Raw genomic sequence first — 21,372 nt, 5'->3', positions numbered from 1 at the left:
AACCCGGCCCGCCACCCGCGGCCACCACTCCAGCTCGGCGCGACCTTCTCCGCGTAACGGGTGAAGCACCGGGGGCTCCCCGGAAAGTTGGCGGGCGATGTATCTGGTGGGGGGACCGGAAACTCCCCATGGTGTCAGTTCGGTCCAGACCCTTCGAACCGGAGTCGCCGTGTCTCCCTCTCCGTCCCCCTCGCCCCTCGCTCCCCGGCCCGCGCCGCTGCCCCGGATCGCGCCCTCGCCGGCGGTGGAGCCGCCCTACGACGAGGAGCGCCCCGGCCGCGCCGCCGCGGCGGCCGCGGTGCCGTACCGGCAGGGGCCGTACGTGCAGGGCGCGCTCGCCCTCGCCGCGGACCCGGAGCCCGCCGCCCCGCCGTACCGGCGGCCGCTGGTGTGGGGACCGCCCGGAGCCGTCCCCGACGAGCGGCGCCTGCGGGCGCTGGGGCAGGCCGTCGCGGAGGTCCTCGCCGGCCGGCGCCCGCCCGCCACCGTCTCCCGCCACCTGACGCGCCGGGCCCACGCGGAACTGATCCGCGCCGGGAAGGTCTTCTCCTGCACGCGGCCGCCGCTGGTCGGCACGCCGCACGTCTCCCAGCCCCGGGACGGGGCGGTGGAGATGTGCGTGCTCGTGCACTGCGGCGAGCGCTCCCGGGTGCTGGCCCTGCGGCTGGAGCGCCGGGGCGTGCAGTGGCTGTGCACCGACGTGGAGACCACGCCCTGACGCGGGACCGGCCGAGGGCGGGGTGCGGCCCCGGGCACGCGGCGGGGCCCGCGGCGGGCGGGCCCGGCCCCGTCAGGCCCCGGACACGCGGAGGCCCCGGACACGCGGAGGCCCCGGACACGCGGAGGCCCCGGACACGCGGAGGGGCCCGCACCGTGCGGTGCGGGCCCCTCCCCCGGCTGCTCACGGGGTCCGGCCGGGACCACCCGGCCCGGCCCCGTCAGGCCATGTCAGGCCTCGGTGTGCTTCGGGTCGCCGTGGCAGCGCTTGTACTTCTTGCCGGAGCCGCAGGGGCACGGGGCGTTGCGCTCGACGTTGCCGTAGGCGTCGCGCTCCTCCTTCGTGCTGATGCTCGTGTGCTCCACCCCGCCCATCTCACCGGGCGCGGTGTACTGCAGCTGGCTGGGGCGCTGCGGGCCGCGCAGGCCGCGGGCGATGATCGACCGGGCCTCCGAGACCGCCTCGTCCTCGTCGGCCGCCTCCTCGACGATCGGGCTGGTCTGCACCTCGACCTCGAGGTTGAACAGGTAGCCGACCGACTCCTCCTTGATGCCGTCGAGCATCGCGGAGAACATCTCGAAGCCCTCCCGCTGGTACTCGATCAGCGGGTCGCGCTGCGCCATCGCGCGCAGGCCGATGCCCTCCTGGAGGTAGTCCATCTCGTAGAGGTGCTCGCGCCACTTGCGGTCCAGGACCGAGAGGATGACCCTGCGCTCCAGCTCCCGCATGGCCTCCGGGCCGAGCTCCTCCTCGCGGCGGTCGTAGGCCGCCAGGGCGTCCGCCTTGATCTTCTCGGCGAGGAACGCGGCGGACAGCTCCTCGCGGCTGCCGGCCTCCTCGACGAGCCCGTCGACCGTGAGGGTGATCGGGTAGAGCTGGCCCAGGGCCTTCCAGAGCTTGTCGAGGTCCCAGTCCTCGGCGAAGCCCTCGGCGGTGGCGCCGGCGACGTACTCGTCGACGACGTCGCCGATGAAGTCGCGGATCTGCTCGTGCAGGTCGGCGCCCTCCAACACCCGGCGGCGCTCGGCGTAGATCACCTTGCGCTGCCGGTTCATGACCTCGTCGTACTTCAGAACGTTCTTGCGGATCTCGAAGTTCTGCTGCTCGACCTGGTGCTGGGCGGAGGCGATGGCCTTGGAGACCATGCCGGACTCGATCGGCACGTCGTCCGGGATGTTCAGCCGCGTCATGATCATCTCGACCCGGGCCGAGTTGAACAGGCGCATCAGGTCGTCCTCGAGCGAGAGGTAGAACCGCGACTCGCCGGGGTCGCCCTGGCGGCCGGAGCGGCCGCGGAGCTGGTTGTCGATGCGGCGCGACTCGTGCCGCTCGGTGCCGAGCACGTACAGGCCGCCGAGCTCGGTGACCTCCTCGTGCTCGGCCTTGACGGCCTCCCTGGCCTTCTCCAGCGCCTCGGGCCAGGCCTTCTCGTACTCGTCCGGCGTCTCGACCGGGTCCAGGCCGCGGCTGCGCAGCTCGGCGTCGGCGCGGAAGTCGGGGTTGCCGCCGAGCATGATGTCGGTGCCGCGACCGGCCATGTTGGTGGCGACGGTGACGGCGTGCTTGCGGCCCGCCTCGGCGACGATCGCCGCCTCACGCGCGTGGTTCTTGGCGTTGAGGACCTCGTGCTTGACGCCCCGGCGCTTGAGCTCCCTGGACAGCCGCTCGGACTTCTCCACGCTCGTGGTGCCGACCAGGACCGGCTGGCCCTTCTCGTAGCGCTCGGCGATGTCGTCGACGACCGCCAGGAACTTGGCGTCCTCGGTCTTGTAGACCACGTCCGGCTGGTCCTTGCGGATCATCGGCTTGTTGGTCGGGATCGGGACGACGCCGAGCTTGTAGGTCTGGTGGAACTCGTTGGCCTCGGTCGCCGCCGTGCCGGTCATGCCGGAGAGCTTGGTGTAGAGGCGGAAGTAGTTCTGCAGCGTGATCGTGGCGAGCGTCTGGTTCTCGTCCTTGATCTTGACGCCTTCCTTCGCCTCGATGGCCTGGTGCATGCCCTCGTTGTAGCGGCGGCCGTGCAGGACGCGGCCGGTGAACTCGTCGACGATCAGGACCTCGCCGTCGACGACGATGTAGTCCTTGTCCTTCTTGTAGAGCTCCTTGGCCTTCAGCGCGTTGTTGAGGAAGCCCACGAGGTGGGTGTGCTCGGGCTTGTAGAGGTTGTCGATGCCGAGCCAGTCCTCGACCTTCTCCACGCCCGCTTCCAGGATGCCGACCGTGCGCTTCTTCTCGTCGACGACGTAGTCCCCGGTGCTCTCCTGGCCGTCCTTGCCCTCGGTGCCCCTGCGGAGCCGGGGGACGATCTTGGCGAACTCGGCGTACCACTTGCCGGACTGCTCGCCGGGCCCGGAGATGATCAGCGGGGTCCGGGCCTCGTCGATGAGGATCGAGTCGACCTCGTCCACGATGGCGAAGTTGTGGCCGCGCTGGACGCACTCCTCCAGCGACCAGGCCATGTTGTCGCGCAGGTAGTCGAAGCCGAACTCGTTGTTCGTGCCGTAGGTGATGTCGGCGTTGTAGGCCTTGCGGCGCTCGTCCGGCGACATGTTGGCCAGGATCACGCCGACCTGGAGGCCGAGGAAGCGGTGGACGCGGCCCATCTCCTCGGCGTCGCGCTTGGCGAGGTAGTCGTTGACCGTGACGACGTGCACGCCCTTGCCCGACAGGGCGTTGAGGTAGGCCGGCAGCGTCGAGGTCAGGGTCTTGCCCTCACCGGTGCGCATCTCGGAGATGTTGCCCATGTGCAGGTTGGCCCCGCCCATGATCTGCACGTCGAAGTGGCGCTTGCCCAGCACGCGCCGGGCGGCCTCGCGGACGGTGGCGAAGGCTTCGGGAAGCAGATCGTCGAGTGACTCGCCGTCGGCGTGCCGCTGCTTGTACTCCTCGGTGAGCGCGCGCAGCTCGGCGTCGGTCAGGTTCGTGAAGTCGTCCTCGATGGAGTTGACCTGGTCGGCGATCCGCTTGAGCTTACGCAGAGTCTTGCCTTCGCCTGCGCGAAGAATCTTGTCGAGAAAGGCTGGCACTGTAGGTAAGGCTCCTCGCAGGTCTTCCGCGGCCGGAGCGGCCCGGATGAGGACGAGACATGGTTCTCCGCTGCCATCGTAGGCGCTTCCACCACCGGACACATCCACCATGAATGACGGTCTTGATCTCCGTGGTGTTCCCCGGACCTCCGTTTCGGGGAGTACGGCCCAGCGTGGAGGGGTATGTCCCCCGCCAGTACGGCTCGCAGGAAAAGACCGCAGGACGCGCCGTCACACGCCGCGGGACACCTGCAGGGGACACCGAGTGGACACCGAGGGGACACGGGACCATGGCCGAGACCGCACCGGGGAGCGCGCCCGGCACCGGCGGGGCGGACGGCCCCGCAGACCACGCGGACCGCAGCCCGGGACCCCCTCAGCCCTCCGGGGCCGGAGCCGCCGGGGGCGGGCCGCCCGGGCGGCCCGCGGACCTCGCGGCCCACGGGGGGCGCGCCTCCTCCTGGCTGGCGGTGACCGTGAGCGTGCTGGGCTTCGCCATCGGGGGCGTCGGGCTGACCGGCGGCCCCGACTGGTTCGTCTTCTGGCTGGGTGTGATCGTCTGCGCGCTGGGCGGGATCCTCCTGATGGCCTTCGGTGCCTTCGCCGACGTCGTCCTCGACGCCCCCCGCACCCGCGCCGACCACCACGAGGGCATCCTGGGCTGAGCCCGCGGGACCGGGCCCGCGACACCGGCATAGCGATTTCGTCGGTGTGAGGCGCTACTCTCGCCCCATGCTGATGCGCTGCTTCCCCCGGGGCCGGTCATGACGGTCACGCTCTCCGCCGACGAGGCCCGCCGGATCATCCTGCGCGCCCAGGGCTTCCTGGGCGCCGACGCCCGCCGCGGCGGCGCGCCCGCGACCCTGCGCAGACTGGGCGCCGTCCAGCTCGACACGATCTCCGTCCTGGCCCGCTCCCACGAGCTCGTCGCCTACGCGCGCCTCGGCGCGGTCGACCGGCGGAAGGTCGAGCGGGCCTACTGGGACGTCCCGCCCCGCGCCTTCGAATACTGGTGCCACGCCGCCTGCATCCTGCCGCTGGACGACTGGCCGCTGTACGCCTTCCGGCGCCGCGCCTACCGGGAGCGGAAGTACCGCTGGCACGAGGTGCCGCCGATCGTGGACAAGGTGCTGGAGCAGGTCCGCGAGATCGGCCCCGTCACGACCGCCGACCTCGGCGGCGCCAAGAACGGCGGCGCCTGGTGGGACTGGTCCGAGTCCAAGATCGCCGTCGAGTGGCTGCTGGACACCGGCGAGGTCGTCTGCACCCGCCGGGTCGGCTGGCGCCGCGTCTACGACCTGGCCGAGCGGGCCGTCCCCGCCCAGCTGCTGGCGCAGGACCTCTCCGACGCCGAGTGCGTCACCCGCCTCGCCCGCACGGCCGGCCGGGCCCTCGGCGTCGCCACCCGCGCGGACCTCGTCGACTTCCTCCGGCTCAAGGGCCCGCACTCCGCGCTGCTGGACGCGGCGCTGCTGGACGGCTCCGCCGGGCTCGTCCCCGTCCGGGTCGAGGGCTGGACCGGCCGCGCGGCGCAGGCGTGGGCCGATCCGGCGGCGCTGGAGACCGCGCCCCGGGGCCGCCACCGCACCACGCTGCTGTCCCCGTTCGACTCCCTCGTCTGGGACCGTCCCCGCACCGCGCGGGTCTTCGGTTTCGACCACCGGCTGGAGGCCTACGTCCCCAAGGACAAGCGCGTCCACGGCTACTTCACGATGCCCGTCCTGACCGGGGGCCGGCTGATCGGCCGGGTCGACCCGGCCCGCGAGGGCTCCACCCTGGTGGCCCGCCAGATCGGCCTCGAGCCCGGCGTCACGCCGGAGCGGGCCGCCGGACCGCTGGCCGAGGCCCTCCGCGAGGCGGCGGACTGGGTCGGCTGCGACGCCGTCCGCGTCGAACGCGCCGATCCGCTCCTCCTGCAGGCCCTGAGCGCCCTGATCCCGTGACGGCCGTGGTCCCTCCCGGCGGCACCGGGAGGGACCACGGGTCAGGTGATCTCGAGCATCCGCTCGCGGACCGCGTAGACCACCGCCTCCATCCGGGAGTGCAGCTGCAGCTTGTCCAGGATGTTGCGGACGTGGTTCTTCACGGTGTTCTCGGAGATGAACAGCTGCTTGGCGATCTCGCGGTTGTTCATCCCCTTGGCGACCAGGCGCAGGACCTCCATCTCCCGGTCGGTCAGCCTGGGCACGGGAAGCTGCGGAGGCCGCTCGGCCTCCTTCCGGCTCATGGTCGCGAACTCGTTGATGAGCTTCGTGGCCATCGCCGGGTTGATGAGCGACTGCCCCTCGTGCACACCGCGGACGACCTCGGGAAGCTCGTCGAGCTGGACGTTCTTCAGCAGGTAGCCGGTGGCGCCCGCCTTGATCGCCTCGAAGAGGTCCTCCTCCTCGTCGCTCACCGTCAGCATGATGATCCGGATGCTCGGCGCCGAGGCCTTGATCTCGCGGGTGGCCTCGATCCCGCTCCGCCGGGGCATCCGGACGTCCATCAGCACGACATCCGGTGTGAGGCGGTCGGCGAGCTCGACCGCTTCCTGACCGTCGCTCGCCTCGCCGACCACTTCGATGTCCGCCTCCGCGGCCAGCGCCATCTCCAGGCTGCGGCGGATCAGCGCGTGGTCGTCGACGACCAGCACGCGGATCGGATCGCCGCGCCCGGCAGGGCGGGCCGCCTCGTCGGGTTCCGTCACGCCTCCTCCTCGGGGGGCCAGAGCCGTTGGACCGCCATGATTACACGGGTTCGGGGTCCGCGGGTTGGTCGGAGAGGATCTTCGAACGCGGCGGTCAGGGCTCGACGAGCCGCAGAACGCCGTAGTCGTAACCCTTGCGCAGGTACACCACGCTGGGCAGGCCGCTCTCCTTGTCGCGGAAGAGGTAGAAGTCGTGCCCGACCAGCTCCATCTCCAGGAGCGCCTGGTCGATGGTCATCGGCTCGGCCTTGTGGAACTTCTCCCTGACCACCAGGGGGCCTTCGCCCTCCATCTCGATCGGGACGGTGCCCTCCTCCCGCGGGGCCTCGGCCTCCTCCTCTTCCTCGGCCTCCAGCCGGATCGGCGGCGGAGGGGCCGCGATGGCCGCGGCGGTCATCTCGGCCACCGACATCGGGCTCTGGTTGCCGTAGTGCACCTTGCGCCGGTCGGCCAGGCGCCGGAGCCTCCCGCCCAGCTTGCCGAGGGCGATGTCGAGGGCGGCGAAGCGGTCCTCGGCCGAGGCCTCCGCCCGGATCGCGGGGCCGCGGGAGTGGATGGTGAGCTCGACCCGCTCACGCTGATCCGCCAGGCGCGGGTTGCGCTCCTTGGACACCTCCACGTCGACGCGGATCACTCTCTGGTCCAGACGCTCGATCTTGGCCAGCTTGGTCGTCACATGGTCGCGGAACCGGTCGCTCACCCCGGTGTGCCGACCCTTGACGATGATGTCCATGCACAGCCCCCCTTCGGCTCTCGACTGTGTTGCCGCGGCACCCGTCCGGCCGACCTGGTCTTCGTCCCCACATCCGCCTGCTGAGGGTCTCGCAGCTCTTTGCCACTACTGCCCTTCTCTTCTGACGAGGAACATCTGGCTCCTCGGGAAGGCAGGACTTACCTCTAAGCCGCACCGTGATCGGTCGACAAAAAGTCGCCTTACGTGGACCGTTTCGCCTGCGGCTGGCATCGGCTAACCGGACCGGCCCCCTGGCGGAGGTCGATCCGGCGCAACCACGGACCCGGACGGGTGCCATGTCTCGACGCTATCCGCATCGCGGACGAATGTCAGCATCGAGGCCGGGCAGACGATCACTTTCCGTGATTTCTCAGGGGTTATTCCGGACAGAAGCGATGGTTTCCGGCCGTGGAACGCCTCGTAGATGAACGCTGCTCACGTCCTTCGCGGCGCCGTGGCCTCGCGATCGGGGCACGCCGCCGTCTCCGGGCGGCCCGGCCGATATCCGGCGGGCCCTCACACTGGGTGATCGGTGCGCGAACTCTCCCGTCGGCGTGTCGCGGCGACCGCGACGGCGACCGGCACCCGCGCCCCCGCCGCGCGCAGGGCCCGCGCGGCCTCCGCGAGCGTCGCCCCGGTGGTGACGACGTCGTCGACCACCACGACCGCTCTCCCCTCCCGCTGGAAGCCCTCCAGAAGGCCGATCCCGCCGGGCGTGACGCGGTAGGCCGCCGCGAGGTTCGCGGCCCTCTGGGACGAGCTCAGCCCCGCCTGGTCGGCGATCCGGCGGCGCTGGGCGAGCACCCCGGCCGCCTCCGCGGGCCAGCCCGCGGCACGCAGGTAGGCGGCGGCGAGCGCGGCCAGCCGGGCCACCGGGTCGTGCCCGCGCCGCCGCAGGGCCGCGCGGGCGCTGGGCACCGGGACGAGGACCACCGGGCGCCCGCCCACCGCGGTGCCGGTCGCCAGCGCCAGCGCCCCGGCCAGCGGGTGGGCCAGGGCCGTGCGGCCGCGCTCCTTGTAGGCGAGGATCGCCCGGCGGGCGGGGCCGGAGTAGACCGTGGCCGACCAGCACTCGGGCAGGCCGGGCGGGGCCGGGTCGGGCGTCCGGCGCGCGGGCTCGCCGCGCAGCTCGGCCGCGCAGCGGGCGCACACGAGCGCGCCGGGCGCGTCGCATCCGGCGCAGCGCGGCGGCAGGACCAGGTCGAGCAGAGCGGTCGTCACAACCGCCAGCGTGCCAGGCGCCACCGACAGAAAACCGCGTCGCCCCAGGTGGCGCGGGTACGACCGGCCCCGCGGGGCGGCGGCGCCGTCCCGGATCGGGCCGATGGGCCGGGCCGGGCGTGCGCGGGGGCCCGGGCGCCTCGGCGTGCACACCGCCCGGGCCCGGCGGCCGGGCCGGGCGTGCGCGGGCCCCGCCAGGCCGGGTGCGGGCTCACCCCAGGGGGAAGGCGGGCAGGGCGGGACCGTCCTGGACGTAGGCGACCGAGCCGTTGTCGTCCTTGACCTGCGGCTCCCACTGCTTGCCGTTCCACTTGATGACCTGGGAGTTGCCGTCGTCGTCCACGGCCCAGGCCAGCAGGGAGGAGTTCAGCGCGGCGATGCTCCGGATCCCGGGGGGCGAGGGGATGGTCTGCTGCGCCTCGGCGATGAGCGAGGCCTCGAACAACTCGGACTTGCCGGTGAGCACGTAGAGGGTCGTGCCGTCCTTCCAGACGATGTCCTCGATGGTCTGCTTCTCGTCGCCGTCCATCACCGGCTGCAGGTTGCCGATGCGGCTGTCGGCCCGCTCCCCGACGATCGTGCCGACCAGGACCCGCTCGCCCGTGCCGTCCTTGACGGCCACCGCGACGTGCACGCCGTCGCGGGCGACCTTGAGCGCGGTGACCTCGACCGTGTCCAGCTCGGGCGCCGCCACCCGGTACTGCCGCCGGTCGTCGGCGTACATCCGCAGCACCACCGAGGACTGCAGGCCGGTGCGGTCCGCCGTCCACAGCGAGTCGTGGCGGTCCCAGGAGGGCTGGACGAGGTCGTTGCCGCTGATCCAATCCTCCCACTGCCCGTCCGGGGTGAGCGCGGCGACGGAGATGCGCTTGCCGTCCTCGGACAGCGCCGCCGCGTGCAGCGGGCCGGACCCGCTGACCGCCGGGGGCGTGGCGGGCGAGCCGGGGTACTCGGTGCCGGCCTTGCCCGGCACCGGGCCGCCGACGTTCTCCCGGCCCAGCACGCGCAGGCCGCCGTCCTGCAGGTAGTACGGCGAGACGTCCGCCGGCGCCATCCACCGGTCGAACTTCACGTACTCCTGGGCGTCGATCAGCAGCGAGGCGTCGGTGTGGTACGGCTCGCCGTTCACCCGCACCTCGAAGCTCGAACCGCTCGCGAGCCTGGAGAGCGTCCCGGCGAGCTGCGCGGACATCGCGGAGACCCGCTCGGCGGGCACCTTCCTGGTGAGGTTCACCACGACGCGGTTGTTCTCGGTGGTGACGTCGATGAGCTCGGTGCCCGGCTCGAAGGCCGTCTCCACCGCACCGCGCAGCGAGCCGCTCGGTCCCGCCAGCAGCCGCTCGACCGTCGTCTTGGCGAGGGTCGAGGCGGGGTCGACCGGCATCTGGACCTGGTCGATCACCAGCCCCTGCCCCTTGGGGCCCAGGAAGTACAGGTCCACCAGGCGGTAGGCCCGGTCGGCGTCGGCCTCCGTCAGCAGCAGCCCGTCGGGGCCCGAGCTGATCCGCCACCCCGCCGGCCCCTTGACGAGGGTGAACAGCTCGGCCAGCGTGCCGCCGCGCGGCCGGTAGCGGCCCTCCCGGTCGATGACCGCCGTCACGGTGCCCTTGAGCGTGACCCTCGCCGCCGTGGCGCCCTCCGGCAGCGGCGACGTCACCGACGGGGCCGGCCGGTAGACCGTCGCGCCGGTCTCCGGCCTCCAGCGCGCGGCGAAGTCGTCGGTGAGGTAGCGGCGGGCGGCCTCGTACTTGCCGTCGCCGATGCTCGCCATCGCGGCGCGGAACCCCGTGACGATCTGCTCGGGCGTCCAGTCGGCGTCCGGCTCCATGGCGATCACCCGCGCGTACGGCGGGTTGAGCGGGTTGCCCTTGCCCGCGTCCTCCACCACCGGGGAACGGCCGGTCGGGACCACCGAGCAGGCCGCCGTCACGCAGGACAGCACGACGCCCAGGGCCGCCGCGCGCACACGCCGCCGGGCCGTCGCCTCAGTCCTCATCGCTCCCCCCGTCCGCCGACGCCGGCGAGAGCACCGGCGTCATCTGCCCCCGCCACGTCCGCCGCATCTCCACCTCCGGCGGCACCAGCGGCAGCGGCGAGCCCCGCAGCTCGGCCCCGGCCGTGCGGGGCAGCGAGAGCCGGAACTGCGACCCCTCGCCCGGCGCGCCCCACGCCTGGAGCCAGCCGCCGTGCAGCATGGCGTCCTCCCGGGAGATGGCCAGGCCCAGGCCGGTGCCGCCGATCGTCCGCGCCCGGGACGGGTCGGCCCGCCAGAACCGGTCGAAGACCATGTTCTCCTCGCCGGGCTTGAGCCCGACCCCGTGGTCCCGCACCGCCACCGCCACCGCGTCGCGGTCGGCGCCGACCGTGACGACGATGTCCTTGCCCTCGCCGTGCTCGATCGCGTTGAACAGCAGGTTCCGCAGGATGCGCTCGACCCGGCGGCTGTCCATCTCGGCCATGCACGGCTCACCGGGCAGCCGCAGGTCGAAGCGGGTGGAGTGGCGCTCGGCCAGCGCCTCGGAGTCGGCGACCGCGCGCAGCACCACGTCCCGGACGTCCACCGAGTCGACGTCGAGCGTCGCCGCGCCCGCGTCGTAGCGGCTGATCTCCAGCAGGTCGGCGAGCATGGACTCGAAGCGCTCCAGCTGGTTCTGCATCAGCTCCGCCGAGCGGGCGACCATCGGGTCGAAGTCCTCGCGGGCGTCGTAGAGCAGGTCGGCGGCCATCCGCACGGTGGTGAGCGGGGTGCGCAGCTCGTGGGAGACGTCGGAGACGAACTGCCGCTGGACCTGCGAGAGCTCCTCCAGCTGGTGGATCTTCAGCGCCAGGTTGGCCGCCATCTCGTTGAAGGAGGCGGCCAGCCGCGCGAGGTCGTCCTCGCCGCGCACCTTGAGCCGCTCGTCCAGCTTCCCCGCGGCCAGGCGCTCGGCGGCCTGCCGCGCCAGCCGTACCGGGATGACCACCTGCCGGGTGACCAGCGAGGCGATCGCGGCGAGCAGGAGCACCAGCCCCGAGCCGACCACGATGAGCATCTGCTGGAGCGAGGCGAGCATCTTCTCCTCCCGGTCCAGCGGGACCAGGTGGTAGATCTCGTAGTCGCCGACGAGCTGCGGCGCGCCGGTGGTGTCCAGCCGGGTGCCGATCACCACTCCGGGGACCGGCTCGGCCCGGTCCGCGTAGTGCAGCGGGACGAACCACGAGGCGTTCTTGCCCGCCTCGTTCTTCAGCACCTCCGCGCGCACCCGGTCCGGCACGCTCTTGGGCTCGATGTTCGTGGTGCCGAAGAACTCCCCGGGCAGCCGCTCGTTGCGGATGATCACCGAGTAGCGGCTCGCCGAGCCCGCCCGCTGGGCCAGCGCCTCGGTCGCCTGGCTGAGCGGGCTGTCCCCGGTGCGCTGGGCCGCCTCCCCCGAGTCGGCGGACTGCTCGGACGCCTCCCTCTCCGGCTGCGTCAGGATGCTGAGGACGGCGTTCCGGTCGGCCTGCGCCTCGCTGATCGCGGCCCGCACCCGCGACTCCAGGACCGACTGCTGGATCTGCTGCATGAGGAAGACGCCCAGCACGGCGACCACCACGATGGAGATGACCATCGTGCTGGTGACCACGCGCAGCTGCAGGGACCGCCAGAAGACGCGGCGCAGCCGGCCGGCGGCGCGCCTGGCGCGCCGCCGGACTCCCCGCGCCACCTGGCGCAGGGTGCGGCGACGCTTCTTCGGGGTGGCCATGTCGGGTTCCGGGGAGGTCGAGGGGAGGAGTCCGGCGGACTCAGGCCGGTCCGGCCTTGTAGCCGACGCCGCGCACCGTCACCACGATCTCCGGGTGCTCCGGGTCCTTCTCGATCTTGGCGCGGAGCCGCTGGACGTGCACGTTGACCAGGCGGGTGTCGGCCGCGTGCCGGTAGCCCCAGACCTGCTCAAGCAGAACCTCGCGGGTGAAGACCTGGCGCGGCTTGCGGGCGAGCGCGACCAGCAGGTCGAACTCCAGCGGGGTGAGGTTGATGGTCTCCTCGCCGCGCTTGACCGAGTGCCCGGCCACGTCGATGGTGATGTCGCCGATCTGCAGGATCTCCGGGGTCGGCTCGTCGGTGCGGCGCAGCCGCGCGCGGACCCGGGCCACCAGCTCCTTGGGCTTGAACGGCTTGACGATGTAGTCGTCGGCGCCGGACTCCAGACCGAGCACCACGTCGATGGTGTCGCTCTTGGCCGTCAGCATGACGATGGGCACGCCGGACTCCGCCCGGATCCTGCGGCACACGTCGATGCCGTCCGCCCCGGGCAGCATCAGGTCGAGCAGCACGAGGTCCGGCCGGGTGTCGCGGAACGCGTCGAGCGCCTTGTCCCCGTCGGACACGAAGGAAGGTTCGAACCCCTCCCCGCGCAGCACGATGCCGAGCATCTCGGCGAGAGCGGCGTCGTCATCGACGACCAGCACGCGTCCTTTCATGGCTCCTCATTCGTTTTACGCAGTCAGGGAGTTTTCAAGGCAAACCACACGATTACTGAAGGTTACCCCTGTCCGGCCACCAGATGACACGCTCCACCAGCCGGACGTCCGGATGCCGAATCTTAGGCGTACACCATGTGGAACACATGGCGTCGCCCCCCCGCCCCGCCGACCGCCTCCCCGTCCCGGCGACTGCGGGCACCGGGTGCGGAGGTGGTCGTGTTCACAGTCTGCGGTAAGCGGCGGCCTCCCGCCATCCCTCCGGCCCCTCACACCGCCTCCCCTCCCCTCCGGCCGTCCCGCCCTCCCCCTCCCCTCCGGCCCCCTCCCCTCCGGCCGTTCCCTCCCCGGAAGGCCCGCAAGGCTCCGCCCCGGCCCCTCGCACCGGCCCCTCGCACCGGGCTCCGGGCCGGAAACCGTGACAGGCTCCCCGAATGCCCCGTCCACCGGCCCGGCGTGCCAGGATTGGGATATGTCAGACGGTCACGGCTCCAGTTCCGAAACGCCATCCGGCTGGGCGTCCAACCAGCCGCCCCCGTACGGCGGTCAGGGTCCGGCGCCGTGGGCCGCCCCCGGCGCCGGCGGCGGCACGCCCCCCGCCGGCCCGCCCCCGCAGGGCCCCGGCGGCCCCTACGGACCGCCCCCGGGCCAGCAGCCCCCCTACGGGGGCCAGCCGTACGCGGGGCAACCGTACGGAGGACAGCAGCCCTACGGCGGGCAGCCCTACGGCGGCTCGCCGTACGGCGGGCAGCCCTACGGCGCGCCCGGCCCCTACGGCTACGGCGCCCCGCCCGCGCTCAAGCCCGGCATCATCCCGCTGCGCCCCCTTGGCCTGGGCGACATCTACAACGGCGCGGTCCAGTTCATCCGGAGCAACCCCAAGGCCACGCTCGGCCTGTCCGCCCTGGTGACCGCGGTGGTCCAGGTCCTCTCCGTGGCCGTCCAGGTCGCCGCGCTGAACACGCTCCTGGAGGACGTCGCCACCGGGGCGGTGGCCGGCGACCCCACGGCGCTCCTGTCCGCCATGGTCCCCTTCTTCCTCGGCACCCTGCTCACGGTCGTGCTGCAGATGCTCGCCATCGTGGTGCTGAGCGGCATGCTGACCAGCGTGCTCGGCCGCTCGGTGTTCGGCGAGTCCATCTCCATCGGGGATGCCTGGCGGCTCACCGGCGGCCGGGTGCTGCCGCTGCTCGGGCTGGCGGTCCTCGAGGTGCTCATGGTCTTCGGCTTCATGATCGCCGCGGTGTTCCTGATCGCCGTGCTCGCCGCGGCCGGGGTGGACGGCGCGGTCGTCGGCCTGCTCGGCGTGCTGCTGTTCGTCGGCGGCGTCGTCGGCGCGGTGTTCCTCTACACCAAGCTCAGCCTGGCCGGGCCGGTGATCGTGCTGGAGCGCGCCGGGGTGTTCGCCTCCATCGGCCGCTCCTTCCGGCTGGTCAAGGGCGACTTCTGGCGGGTGTTCGGCATCCTGCTGCTCACCGCGGTCATCACCGGGCTGGTCGCCGCGGCCGTGAGCGTGCCGTTCTCCATCATCGGTGAGGTGCCCACCTTCACCGGCGGGGTCGAGGACCTCGAGAGCCTCCAGTCGGCGTCCGCGTTCTCCCTCGTGCTCGGCGCGCTGGGCGGCATCGTCGCCGGCACCATCACCAACCCCTTCTCCGCCGGCGTCACCGCCCTGCTCTACGCCGACCGGCGGATGCGCGCCGAGGCGTTCGACCTGGTGCTGCAGACCGCCGCCGCGGACCGCCAGCGCGGCCTCGCCGGCCCGGCGGCCGAGGACCTGTGGCACCCGTCCCACGCCGCGGGCCACTCCCCCTACGGCTCTGTCCACGGCTACGGCCAGCCGCCCTACGGCCCGCCCGGCCAGGACCCCGGGTACGGGCCCGGCGGGCACCCCGGCGGGCAGGGCCCCGGTTACGGGCAGCCGCCCCAGGACCCCGGAGCATGGCCCAGGTGACCGTGACCTCCGACGTCCCGGTCGACATCACCCGGGAGGCGGCCCGGGAGGCGGCCGCCCGGGAGCTGGCCCGCCCGGTCTATCCGAAGGAGTCGTGGTGGGACCGGCTCTCGGACGCCGTCCGGGAGTGGCTGACCGACCTGTTCGACTCCGTCTCCGGCCTGCCCGGCGGGTGGTTCTCCGTCGTGCTGGTGGTGCTCGTCCTGCTCCTGGTCGCCCTGCCCGTGCTGTCCGTGGCGCGCCGGGCGACCCGGACCCGCGCCGGCCGTACCGGCGAGCTGTTCGGGGCCGTGGCCCGCTCGGCGGCCGAGCACCGCGCCGAGGCCGAGCGGCACGCGGCCGGGCAGCGGTGGGCCGAGGCGATCCGGGAGCGACTGCGGGCCATCGCCCGCGACCTGGAGGAGCGCGCCGTCGTCGAGGAGTCGCCCGGCCGCACCGCGGACGAGCTGGCCGCCGAGGCGGGCCGGGCGCTGCCCGGCCTCGCCGGCGAGCTGGCCCGGGCCGCCCGGCTCTTCGACGACGTCACCTACGGCGGCCTGCCCGGCAGCCCCGAGGGCTACCGGAGCATGGCCGAGCTCGACGACCGGCTCCGCGAAACCCGTCCGGCCCTGGCGGGAGGCCCCGCATGAGCATGGACGCACCCGCCCGGACGGGCGCCCCTCCCGGCGCGTCCGCCGCCGGGGCCCCCGGCACGTCCGCCTCCCCGCGCCTGCGGGACCTGTGGTCGCGCTGGCGGGGCCCGCTGGCCGTCCTGGCGGTCCTGATCGTGCTCGCCACGCTCACCGTGCTGGTCACCCGCCCGACCCCCGGCGGCCGCCTCGACCCCGAGGCCACCACCCCGTCCGGCGCGCACGCCCTCGCCCGGCTCCTGCGCGACCAGGGCGTCGACGTCCGGCCCGCGCGCACCGTCGCCGAGGCCCGCGCGCTGACCGGCCCCGACTCGCTGCTGCTGGTGACGCAGAGCCACTTCCTCGCCGACGAGGCGCTCCTGCGCGACCTCGCCGCGCTCCCCGGCGACCGGCTGCTCGTCGAGCCCGTGACGCAGGTGCTCCAGGCCCTGGCCCCCGGCGTCGGCGCCGGGGCGCTGGTGGACGTGGAGTCGCGCGAGCCCGGCTGCGGCCTGTCCGCCGCGGTGCGCGCCGGCAGCGCCAGGACCGGCGGCGTCTCCTACGCCCCGCCCCCCGGTGCGGTCAGCTGCTACGACGGCACCGTGGTCGGCTTCTCCTCCGGCGGCCGGAACGTCATCGTGGTCGGCTCCGGCGAGTTCATGACCAACGAGCGGCTGGTCGAGGACGGCGACGCCGCCCTCGCGATGAACCTGGCCGGGACCCGGCCGTCGGTGACCTGGCTGGCGCCCACGCTGCCCCAGGCGGCCGGCGCCGAGGGGCAGGCGACGCTGGACGAGCTGATCCCGTCCGGCGTGCGCTGGGCCGTGCTGCAGCTCCTCGTGGCCGGTGTGCTGGTCGCGCTCTGGCGGGCCCGCCGGCTCGGCCCGGTGGTCGCCGAGCGGCTCCCGGTCGTCGTGCGCGCCGCCGAGACCGCGGAGGGGCGGGGGCGCCTCTACCGTGCCCGGCGGGCCCGCGACCGGGCGGCGGCGGCCCTGCGCACCGCGGCCCTGGACCGCCTCGTCCCCCGGCTCGGGCTGACCGCCGACGCCACCCCGGCGGAGGTCGTGGCCGCCGTCGCGCTGCGGACCGGGCAGAATGCCCAAGAGGCGGGCGCGGTGCTGTACGGCGCGCCGCCCGCCGACGACGCGGGCCTCATGGCCCTGGCCAGGCACCTGGACACCCTGGAAAGGCAGGTAAGAGACCTGTGACCGAGCACAGCACCTCCGGGGAGGGGACCCTGTGAGCACGCCCGAGCCCCCCTTCCCGCCGTCCGGTGCCCAGCCTCCCGGTGCCCAGCCTCCCGGCCCGCAGCAGCCCGGCCCGCAGCAGCCCGGCCCGCAGCCGTCCGACGCGCCGCCGCCCGGCCCGCAGCAGGTCTGGCCCCCGGCGCCCGCGCCGCAGCAGGCCGCGCCGCCGCCCTCCGGGCCTCCTGTGCCCGTGCCGCCGCCCGGGCCGCCCGGCGGCCGCCCGCAGCCGGGTGGGCCCGGACCGGCCCCGCGGCCGGAGGACGAGCGCGCCCGCGCCGCGCTGGGCCTGCTCCGCGCCGAGGTCGCCAAGGCCGTCGTCGGCCAGGACGCCGTGGTCAGCGGACTGGTGATCGCCCTGCTCTGCCGGGGTCACGTGCTGTTGGAGGGCGTGCCCGGCGTCGCCAAGACGCTGCTGGTGCGGACGCTGTCCGCCGCGCTCTCCCTGGACTTCAAGCGCCTGCAGTTCACCCCGGACCTGATGCCGGGCGACGTGACCGGCTCGCTGGTCTACGACGCGAAGACCTCGGAGTTCGAGTTCCGCGCGGGGCCGGTCTTCACCAACCTGCTGCTCGCCGACGAGATCAACCGGACCCCGCCCAAGACCCAGGCCGCCCTGCTGGAGGCCATGGAGGAGCGGCAGGTGAGCGTCGAGGGCGAGGCCCGCCGACTGCCCGACCCGTTCATCGTGGCCGCCACCCAGAACCCCATCGAGTACGAGGGCACCTACCAGCTGCCCGAGGCCCAGCTCGACCGGTTCCTGCTGAAGCTCACCGTGCCGCTGCCGGGCCGCGAGCAGGAGATCGCGGTGCTGGAGCGGCACGCGCTCGGCTTCGACCCCAGGGACCTGTCCCACATCAAGGCCGTGACCTCGGCCGAGGACCTGGCCGTCGGCCGCGCGGCGGTCGCCCGCGTGCACGTGGGCCCGGAGGTCCTGGGATACGCCGTGGACATCGCCCGCGCCACCCGGCAGTCGCCGGCCCTGCGCATGGGCGTCTCCCCCCGCGGCGCGACCGCGCTGCTGGGCGCCGCCCGGGCGTGGGCCTGGCTCTCCGGCCGCACCTACGTCACCCCGGACGACATCAAGGCGCTGTCCCTGCCCGCGCTCCGGCACCGGATCCAGCTGCGGCCGGAGGCCGAGCTGGAGGGCGCCACCCCCGACGGCGTCCTCGACGGCATCCTCGCCTCCGTCCCCGTCCCCCGCTGATGGCGCTCACCGGACGCACGGGGCTGCTCGCCGCCCTCGGCGCGATCGCCGTACTGGTCGCCCCCCGGCCGGACGCCGCCGCGCTCGGGCTGCTGCTGGTGCTGGCCGCGCTGGTCGTGGTCGACCTGCTGCTCGCCGGGAGCGTGCGCGCCCTGCGGCTGGAGCGCTCGGGCGAGCAGCGGGTACGGCTCGGCGAGTCCGCGCGGGTCACCCTGACCGTGACCAACCCCGGCCCGCGCCGGGTGCGCGGCCTCATCAGGGACGCCTGGCCGCCCAGCGCCGGGGCGCGGCCCCGGCACCAGCGCCTGGACGTCCCGGCCGGGGAGCGCCGCCGGGTGGTCACCACGCTCACCCCGGTCCGGCGGGGCGACCGCGCCTCGGCCGCGGTCACCGTGCGGTCCGTCGGGCCGCTGGGCCTGGCGGCACGGCAGGGGTCGCACGCCGTGCCGGGAACGGTGCGGGTGCTGCCGCCCTTCCTGAGCCGCCGCCACCTGCCCGCCAAGCTCTCCCGGCTGCGGGAGCTCGAGGGCCGCACCCCCGTCATGATCCGTGGTCAGGGCACCGAGTTCGACTCCCTGCGGGAGTACGTCCCCGGTGACGACGTGCGCTCCATCGACTGGCGGGCGACCGCCCGGCGCCACGACGTCGTGGTGCGGACCTGGCGCCCGGAGCGGGACCGGCGCGTGCTGATCGTGCTCGACACCAGCCGCACCTCGGCCGGGCGGGTCGGGGTGGACCCGACCTCCGCCGACCCCTCCGGCTGGCCCCGGCTCGACTGGTCGATGGACGCCGCGCTGCTGCTGGCCGCGCTCGCCGCCCGGGCCGGGGACCGGGTGGACCTCCTCGCCCACGACCGCACCGTCCGCGCCTGGGTGTCCGGAGCCTCGCGCACCGAACTGCTGCCCGCCCTCGTGGACGCCATGGCGCCGCTGGAGCCCGAGCTGGTCGAGGCCGACGCCGAGGGCATGGTCGCGGCGGTCCTCGCCCGGGCCCGGCACCGCTGCCTGGTGGTGCTGCTGACCGACCTCAACCCGGCGGCGCTGGAGGAGGGCCTGCTCCCGGTCCTGCCCCAACTGGCCTCCCGCCACCTGGTCCTGCTCGCCTCGGTCTCCGACCCGCGGGTCGCCGCCATGGCCCGGGGGCGGGACACCGTGGAGGAGGTCTACGACGCCGCCGCCGCCGAGCACCTGCGCAGCGCGCGGCGGCGGATGACGGCGCGGCTGCGGCGGCACGGCGTCGAGGTCGTGGACGCGGTGCCCGAGCGGATCGCCCCCGCCCTCGCCGACGCCTACCTGGCGCTGAAGGCCGCCGGCCGGCTCTGAGCGATCGGTGCCTCTCCAGGGTCGACGCCATCGGCGGGCCGAACAACGTCGAACCGCACTGGACGACAGAGTCATGCACGGCGGTTCTCGGGGGAGGCGCTTGGTGGCTTTCCGCTGATTCTTGAGGCTGGTCCCGCGTTCCCGCAGGAGGGCTGGTCACCGTGAGCGCACAGGAGGGCTGGTCACCGTGACGCGGGGACGGGCCGGTGCTCCGGCCGGCCGTCGCAGTTGCTCTCTGGTGGGTCTTCGCCTCCGGCGGGCGCGCGGGGTTGCGGGCCCTTTTACGCCGGCCTGCGCACCGGCCCGCCCCCGCGCCCTGTGCGGGTGCGTACCCATGCGGACCGTAGTCGCTTTCTTCCGGGCCGCCCACTGTGCTCGCCGGCGCTGAAGCGATCCGTGCGGGACCGCTGCAGGGCGGGCCGCCGCCGCCTTGCGGCCATGCCGTCTGGAAGGAGCTCATGGTTACTCACCGCAGGATGTCCCGCCAGGAGTGGAGAGACCGCTCGCACCCGTGATCAGGGGACCGCTTTCTCCTTGGGGCGAACTCTCTCCTTGGGGCGAACCGGACGCTCATCACCGGAGCCGTGCCCGTGCACCGGGCGCCCGTCAGCTGTCCTCGCCGTCCGCCTCACTGAACAGGTCGTGCACGGTCCGGGCGGTCACCGCGCGGGCCGCCCAGGACTCCAGCCGGGCGAGGTCGGTGCAGGCGGTGATCCGATCACGGATGTCGTCCGGCACGTCCAGGCCGCGGGTGGCCAGCACCAGCAGGACCAGCCGGGCCGCCTCCTCCGCCCTGCCCTTGATCTCGCCTTCCGCCATGCCGCGGCCGTAGTGCTCGCGGGCGAAGGGGCTGTAGACGGGCCAGGCCGTGGACGTCATGATCTCCTCCAAGAGGCACCGCACCTCGGGTGCGGACATGCTGTAGGCGTGTTCATAGTACTGCGGAGCGTCACCTTTGGGCAGTTCGGTGAGACCCGCGGTGAACGCCTCCACCACCTTGCGGTCCCGGCCGTGGACCATGACCGCCATGGCCGCCAGCTCGGGCTGGGCGGCGGCCTGCTGCGGATCAGTGATCACGGGGATGGTGTCCGGCCCCAGCACGCAGGCCCGCAGCCGGTAGCCGGGCAGGCCCGAGTCGATCGGCCGCGCATAGTGCGCGGCGGTCCGGGCGTCGGGACAGACGACCAGGACCGTCACCCCGCAGCCCAGCAGCAGCCAGAGCGCGGCGGCGTAGCGGGCCAGTTGGCGGGGGTCCTTCGACCTGTCCTGCTGGACCTCGACGATGACGGCGTGCGCGGGGTCGGCGGGCGGCCCCATGACGAGGACCAGATCGGCCTCGATGGCGTCGGAGGGCCGAGTGTTGAAGGTGGTGCTCTCCAGCCGGACCAGGGGGGTGGTGGGCAGGTCCTGTCCGAGGAGATCGCGCAGGATCTCCACCGCCAACTGGGGGCGGCCCCGGAAGAGCCGGATGAGCGCATCGTGTCGGGGAGATGGCATGTCGCCCGTTGTGACGTAACGGCAACACGGAGCGATCAGATTTGCGATGAACTGCCACTGCGGCCGGAACACCCGCGAAAGCGCGGTGTCCCTGCGGGACGACACGGAGGGCTGCGGTCAGCGTGTCTCCGTCACACAGCCGGTCGGCGATCCCTTGCGCCTCGCTACCAGTGAGCCTCTGGCCCAGCGGCCTCTCTGCTCCGCCGCCACTCCACCTGGCCGAAGAATCCAACGCCGCTTCCGGCCATACGATTCACGCCCGTTCCACCCCGGCCGCTCACGGAGAGCGGGAACCTGAGGCGGGCCGGGAAGGCAAGCCGTCCATTCTCTCGGGCTCGCTGCTCTCTCCGGCTCACCGCGCGGCCGGCGACCGCCCCGCCTTCTCGGGCGTGGCCGTGAACTCGGCCTCCAGTTCCTCGACGATCCGCCGGGTGAGCGTCCGCAGGCGGGCTCTCCTGGCGGTCAGCTCCTCCGCGAACGCCCGTGCCGTCGGCCCCGTCCAGACCGCCTTCCCGGTGAGGGTCGCATGCGGCGGGTCGAACGCCGCCTCCAGCCGCGCCGCGTGCATGCGCACCCTCTCCAGTGCTCGCAGGAGTTCCTCTTTGCGGGGGTTCGGCACCAGGTCATGCGCGTCGGCGGTCAAATGCCTCACTCTTCCTTCTCCGGAACGGCTTGCGCGGCCTCCCGGACGACGTGAGATCGTGCGCTCA

General features: G+C 73.6%; 17 protein-coding genes. 8 read left to right on the top strand and 9 right to left on the bottom strand.

Annotation, left to right across the window (positions count from 1 at the left end; genetic code table 11):
* The first annotated feature begins 169 nt into the window (after positions 1-169).
* The gene (locus tag ABD823_RS02755) at positions 170-718 is read left to right on the top strand and encodes an Rv3235 family protein (protein WP_344855524.1); all 549 of its coding nucleotides are present in this window, start codon (positions 170-172) and stop codon (positions 716-718) included.
* 230 nt (positions 719-948) lie between these two features.
* Here ABD823_RS02755 and secA read toward each other — a convergent pair whose 3' ends face one another.
* The gene (secA, locus tag ABD823_RS02750) at positions 949-3,744 is read right to left on the bottom strand and encodes a preprotein translocase subunit SecA (RefSeq protein ID WP_344855522.1); all 2,796 of its coding nucleotides are present in this window, start codon (positions 3,742-3,744) and stop codon (positions 949-951) included.
* Positions 3,745-4,034: 290 nt separating this feature from the next.
* Between secA and ABD823_RS02745 the strand changes: the two genes are divergently transcribed.
* Entirely contained in the window at positions 4,035-4,409 is a 375-nt protein-coding gene (locus ABD823_RS02745) for an HGxxPAAW family protein (protein ID WP_344855520.1), read from the top strand.
* 99 nt (positions 4,410-4,508) lie between these two features.
* Positions 4,509-5,687, top strand: a complete 1,179-nt coding sequence (locus ABD823_RS02740; RefSeq protein ID WP_344855518.1) for a winged helix-turn-helix domain-containing protein — start codon at positions 4,509-4,511, stop codon at positions 5,685-5,687.
* Between the two features lie 41 nt (positions 5,688-5,728).
* Here the strand turns inward: ABD823_RS02740 and ABD823_RS02735 are convergent, their stop codons facing one another.
* The 6 genes from ABD823_RS02735 to mtrA all read right to left on the bottom strand — a co-directional run bounded on the left by ABD823_RS02735 (position 5,729) and on the right by mtrA (position 12,830).
* Positions 5,729-6,433: a response regulator gene (locus ABD823_RS02735; protein WP_344855516.1), complete on the bottom strand. Its 705-nt coding sequence runs from the start codon at positions 6,431-6,433 to the stop codon at positions 5,729-5,731.
* Between the two features lie 94 nt (positions 6,434-6,527).
* On the bottom strand, positions 6,528-7,166 hold the full coding sequence (gene hpf / locus ABD823_RS02730; protein WP_344855514.1) for a ribosome hibernation-promoting factor, HPF/YfiA family: 639 nt from the start codon (positions 7,164-7,166) through the stop codon (positions 6,528-6,530).
* Between the two features lie 516 nt (positions 7,167-7,682).
* Positions 7,683-8,387, bottom strand: a complete 705-nt coding sequence (locus ABD823_RS02725; RefSeq protein WP_344855512.1) for a ComF family protein — start codon at positions 8,385-8,387, stop codon at positions 7,683-7,685.
* A gap of 211 nt (positions 8,388-8,598) precedes the next feature.
* Positions 8,599-10,383 (bottom strand): LpqB family beta-propeller domain-containing protein, encoded by a 1,785-nt coding sequence (locus ABD823_RS02720; RefSeq protein ID WP_344855510.1) that lies wholly within the window; start codon positions 10,381-10,383, stop codon positions 8,599-8,601.
* The gene (gene mtrB, locus ABD823_RS02715; RefSeq protein WP_344855508.1) at positions 10,373-12,112 is read right to left on the bottom strand and encodes an MtrAB system histidine kinase MtrB; all 1,740 of its coding nucleotides are present in this window, start codon (positions 12,110-12,112) and stop codon (positions 10,373-10,375) included. The genes ABD823_RS02720 and mtrB overlap by 11 nt, the downstream gene beginning before the upstream one ends.
* Positions 12,113-12,152: 40 nt before the next feature.
* The gene (mtrA, locus tag ABD823_RS02710; RefSeq protein WP_030509347.1) at positions 12,153-12,830 is read right to left on the bottom strand and encodes an MtrAB system response regulator MtrA; all 678 of its coding nucleotides are present in this window, start codon (positions 12,828-12,830) and stop codon (positions 12,153-12,155) included.
* Between the two features lie 472 nt (positions 12,831-13,302).
* On the opposite strand from mtrA, the gene ABD823_RS02705 reads away from it, so the two are divergent.
* From ABD823_RS02705 to ABD823_RS02685, 5 genes are all read left to right on the top strand, one after another.
* Positions 13,303-14,784, top strand: coding sequence for a DUF7847 domain-containing protein (locus tag ABD823_RS02705; RefSeq protein WP_344855501.1), 1,482 nt, complete (start codon positions 13,303-13,305; stop codon positions 14,782-14,784).
* Positions 14,772-15,413: a DUF4129 domain-containing protein gene (locus tag ABD823_RS02700; RefSeq protein ID WP_344855499.1), complete on the top strand. Its 642-nt coding sequence runs from the start codon at positions 14,772-14,774 to the stop codon at positions 15,411-15,413. The genes ABD823_RS02705 and ABD823_RS02700 overlap by 13 nt, the downstream gene beginning before the upstream one ends.
* Positions 15,410-16,600 carry a DUF4350 domain-containing protein gene (locus tag ABD823_RS02695; protein WP_344855497.1) on the top strand — a complete coding sequence of 397 codons (1,191 nt, stop codon included), beginning with the start codon at positions 15,410-15,412 and terminating at the stop codon, positions 16,598-16,600. Before ABD823_RS02700 ends, ABD823_RS02695 begins: the two co-directional genes overlap by 4 nt.
* 319 nt (positions 16,601-16,919) lie before the next feature.
* Positions 16,920-17,843 carry an AAA family ATPase gene (locus ABD823_RS02690; RefSeq protein WP_344855625.1) on the top strand — a complete coding sequence of 308 codons (924 nt, stop codon included), beginning with the start codon at positions 16,920-16,922 and terminating at the stop codon, positions 17,841-17,843.
* Complete coding sequence (locus ABD823_RS02685; protein ID WP_344855495.1) at positions 17,843-19,165, top strand: DUF58 domain-containing protein; 1,323 nt, start codon at positions 17,843-17,845, stop codon at positions 19,163-19,165. Before ABD823_RS02690 ends, ABD823_RS02685 begins: the two co-directional genes overlap by 1 nt.
* A 606-nt stretch (positions 19,166-19,771) precedes the next feature.
* On the opposite strand, the gene ABD823_RS02680 is transcribed toward ABD823_RS02685, so the two are convergent.
* Both ABD823_RS02680 and ABD823_RS02675 read right to left on the bottom strand, forming a co-directional pair.
* Entirely contained in the window at positions 19,772-20,662 is an 891-nt protein-coding gene (locus ABD823_RS02680) for a hypothetical protein (RefSeq protein WP_344855493.1), read from the bottom strand.
* Between the two features lie 352 nt (positions 20,663-21,014).
* The gene (locus ABD823_RS02675) at positions 21,015-21,314 is read right to left on the bottom strand and encodes a hypothetical protein (RefSeq protein WP_344855490.1); all 300 of its coding nucleotides are present in this window, start codon (positions 21,312-21,314) and stop codon (positions 21,015-21,017) included.
* Between the last annotated feature and the right edge of the window lie 58 nt (positions 21,315-21,372).

This window comes from Planomonospora alba (genome assembly GCF_039534085.1).
GTDB lineage: Bacteria > Actinomycetota > Actinomycetes > Streptosporangiales > Streptosporangiaceae > Planomonospora_B > Planomonospora_B alba.
This window is presented reverse-complemented; position numbering and strand designations above follow the sequence as displayed.

Bases quoted from the DNA above. Each gene is read 5' to 3' on its own strand.
- ABD823_RS02745 (WP_344855520.1), top strand. From the start codon at position 4,035: ATGGCCGAGACCGCACCGGGGAGCGCGCCCGGCACCGGCGGGGCGGAC.
- ABD823_RS02740 (WP_344855518.1), top strand. From the start codon at position 4,509: ATGACGGTCACGCTCTCCGCCGACGAGGCCCGCCGGATCATCCTGCGC.
- hpf (WP_344855514.1), bottom strand. From the start codon at position 7,166: ATGGACATCATCGTCAAGGGTCGGCACACCGGGGTGAGCGACCGGTTC.
- ABD823_RS02720 (WP_344855510.1), bottom strand. From the start codon at position 10,383: ATGAGGACTGAGGCGACGGCCCGGCGGCGTGTGCGCGCGGCGGCCCTG.
- mtrB (WP_344855508.1), bottom strand. From the start codon at position 12,112: ATGGCCACCCCGAAGAAGCGTCGCCGCACCCTGCGCCAGGTGGCGCGG.
- mtrA (WP_030509347.1), bottom strand. From the start codon at position 12,830: ATGAAAGGACGCGTGCTGGTCGTCGATGACGACGCCGCTCTCGCCGAG.
- ABD823_RS02705 (WP_344855501.1), top strand. From the start codon at position 13,303: ATGTCAGACGGTCACGGCTCCAGTTCCGAAACGCCATCCGGCTGGGCG.
- ABD823_RS02700 (WP_344855499.1), top strand. From the start codon at position 14,772: ATGGCCCAGGTGACCGTGACCTCCGACGTCCCGGTCGACATCACCCGG.
- ABD823_RS02695 (WP_344855497.1), top strand. From the start codon at position 15,410: ATGAGCATGGACGCACCCGCCCGGACGGGCGCCCCTCCCGGCGCGTCC.
- ABD823_RS02685 (WP_344855495.1), top strand. From the start codon at position 17,843: ATGGCGCTCACCGGACGCACGGGGCTGCTCGCCGCCCTCGGCGCGATC.
- ABD823_RS02680 (WP_344855493.1), bottom strand. From the start codon at position 20,662: ATGCCATCTCCCCGACACGATGCGCTCATCCGGCTCTTCCGGGGCCGC.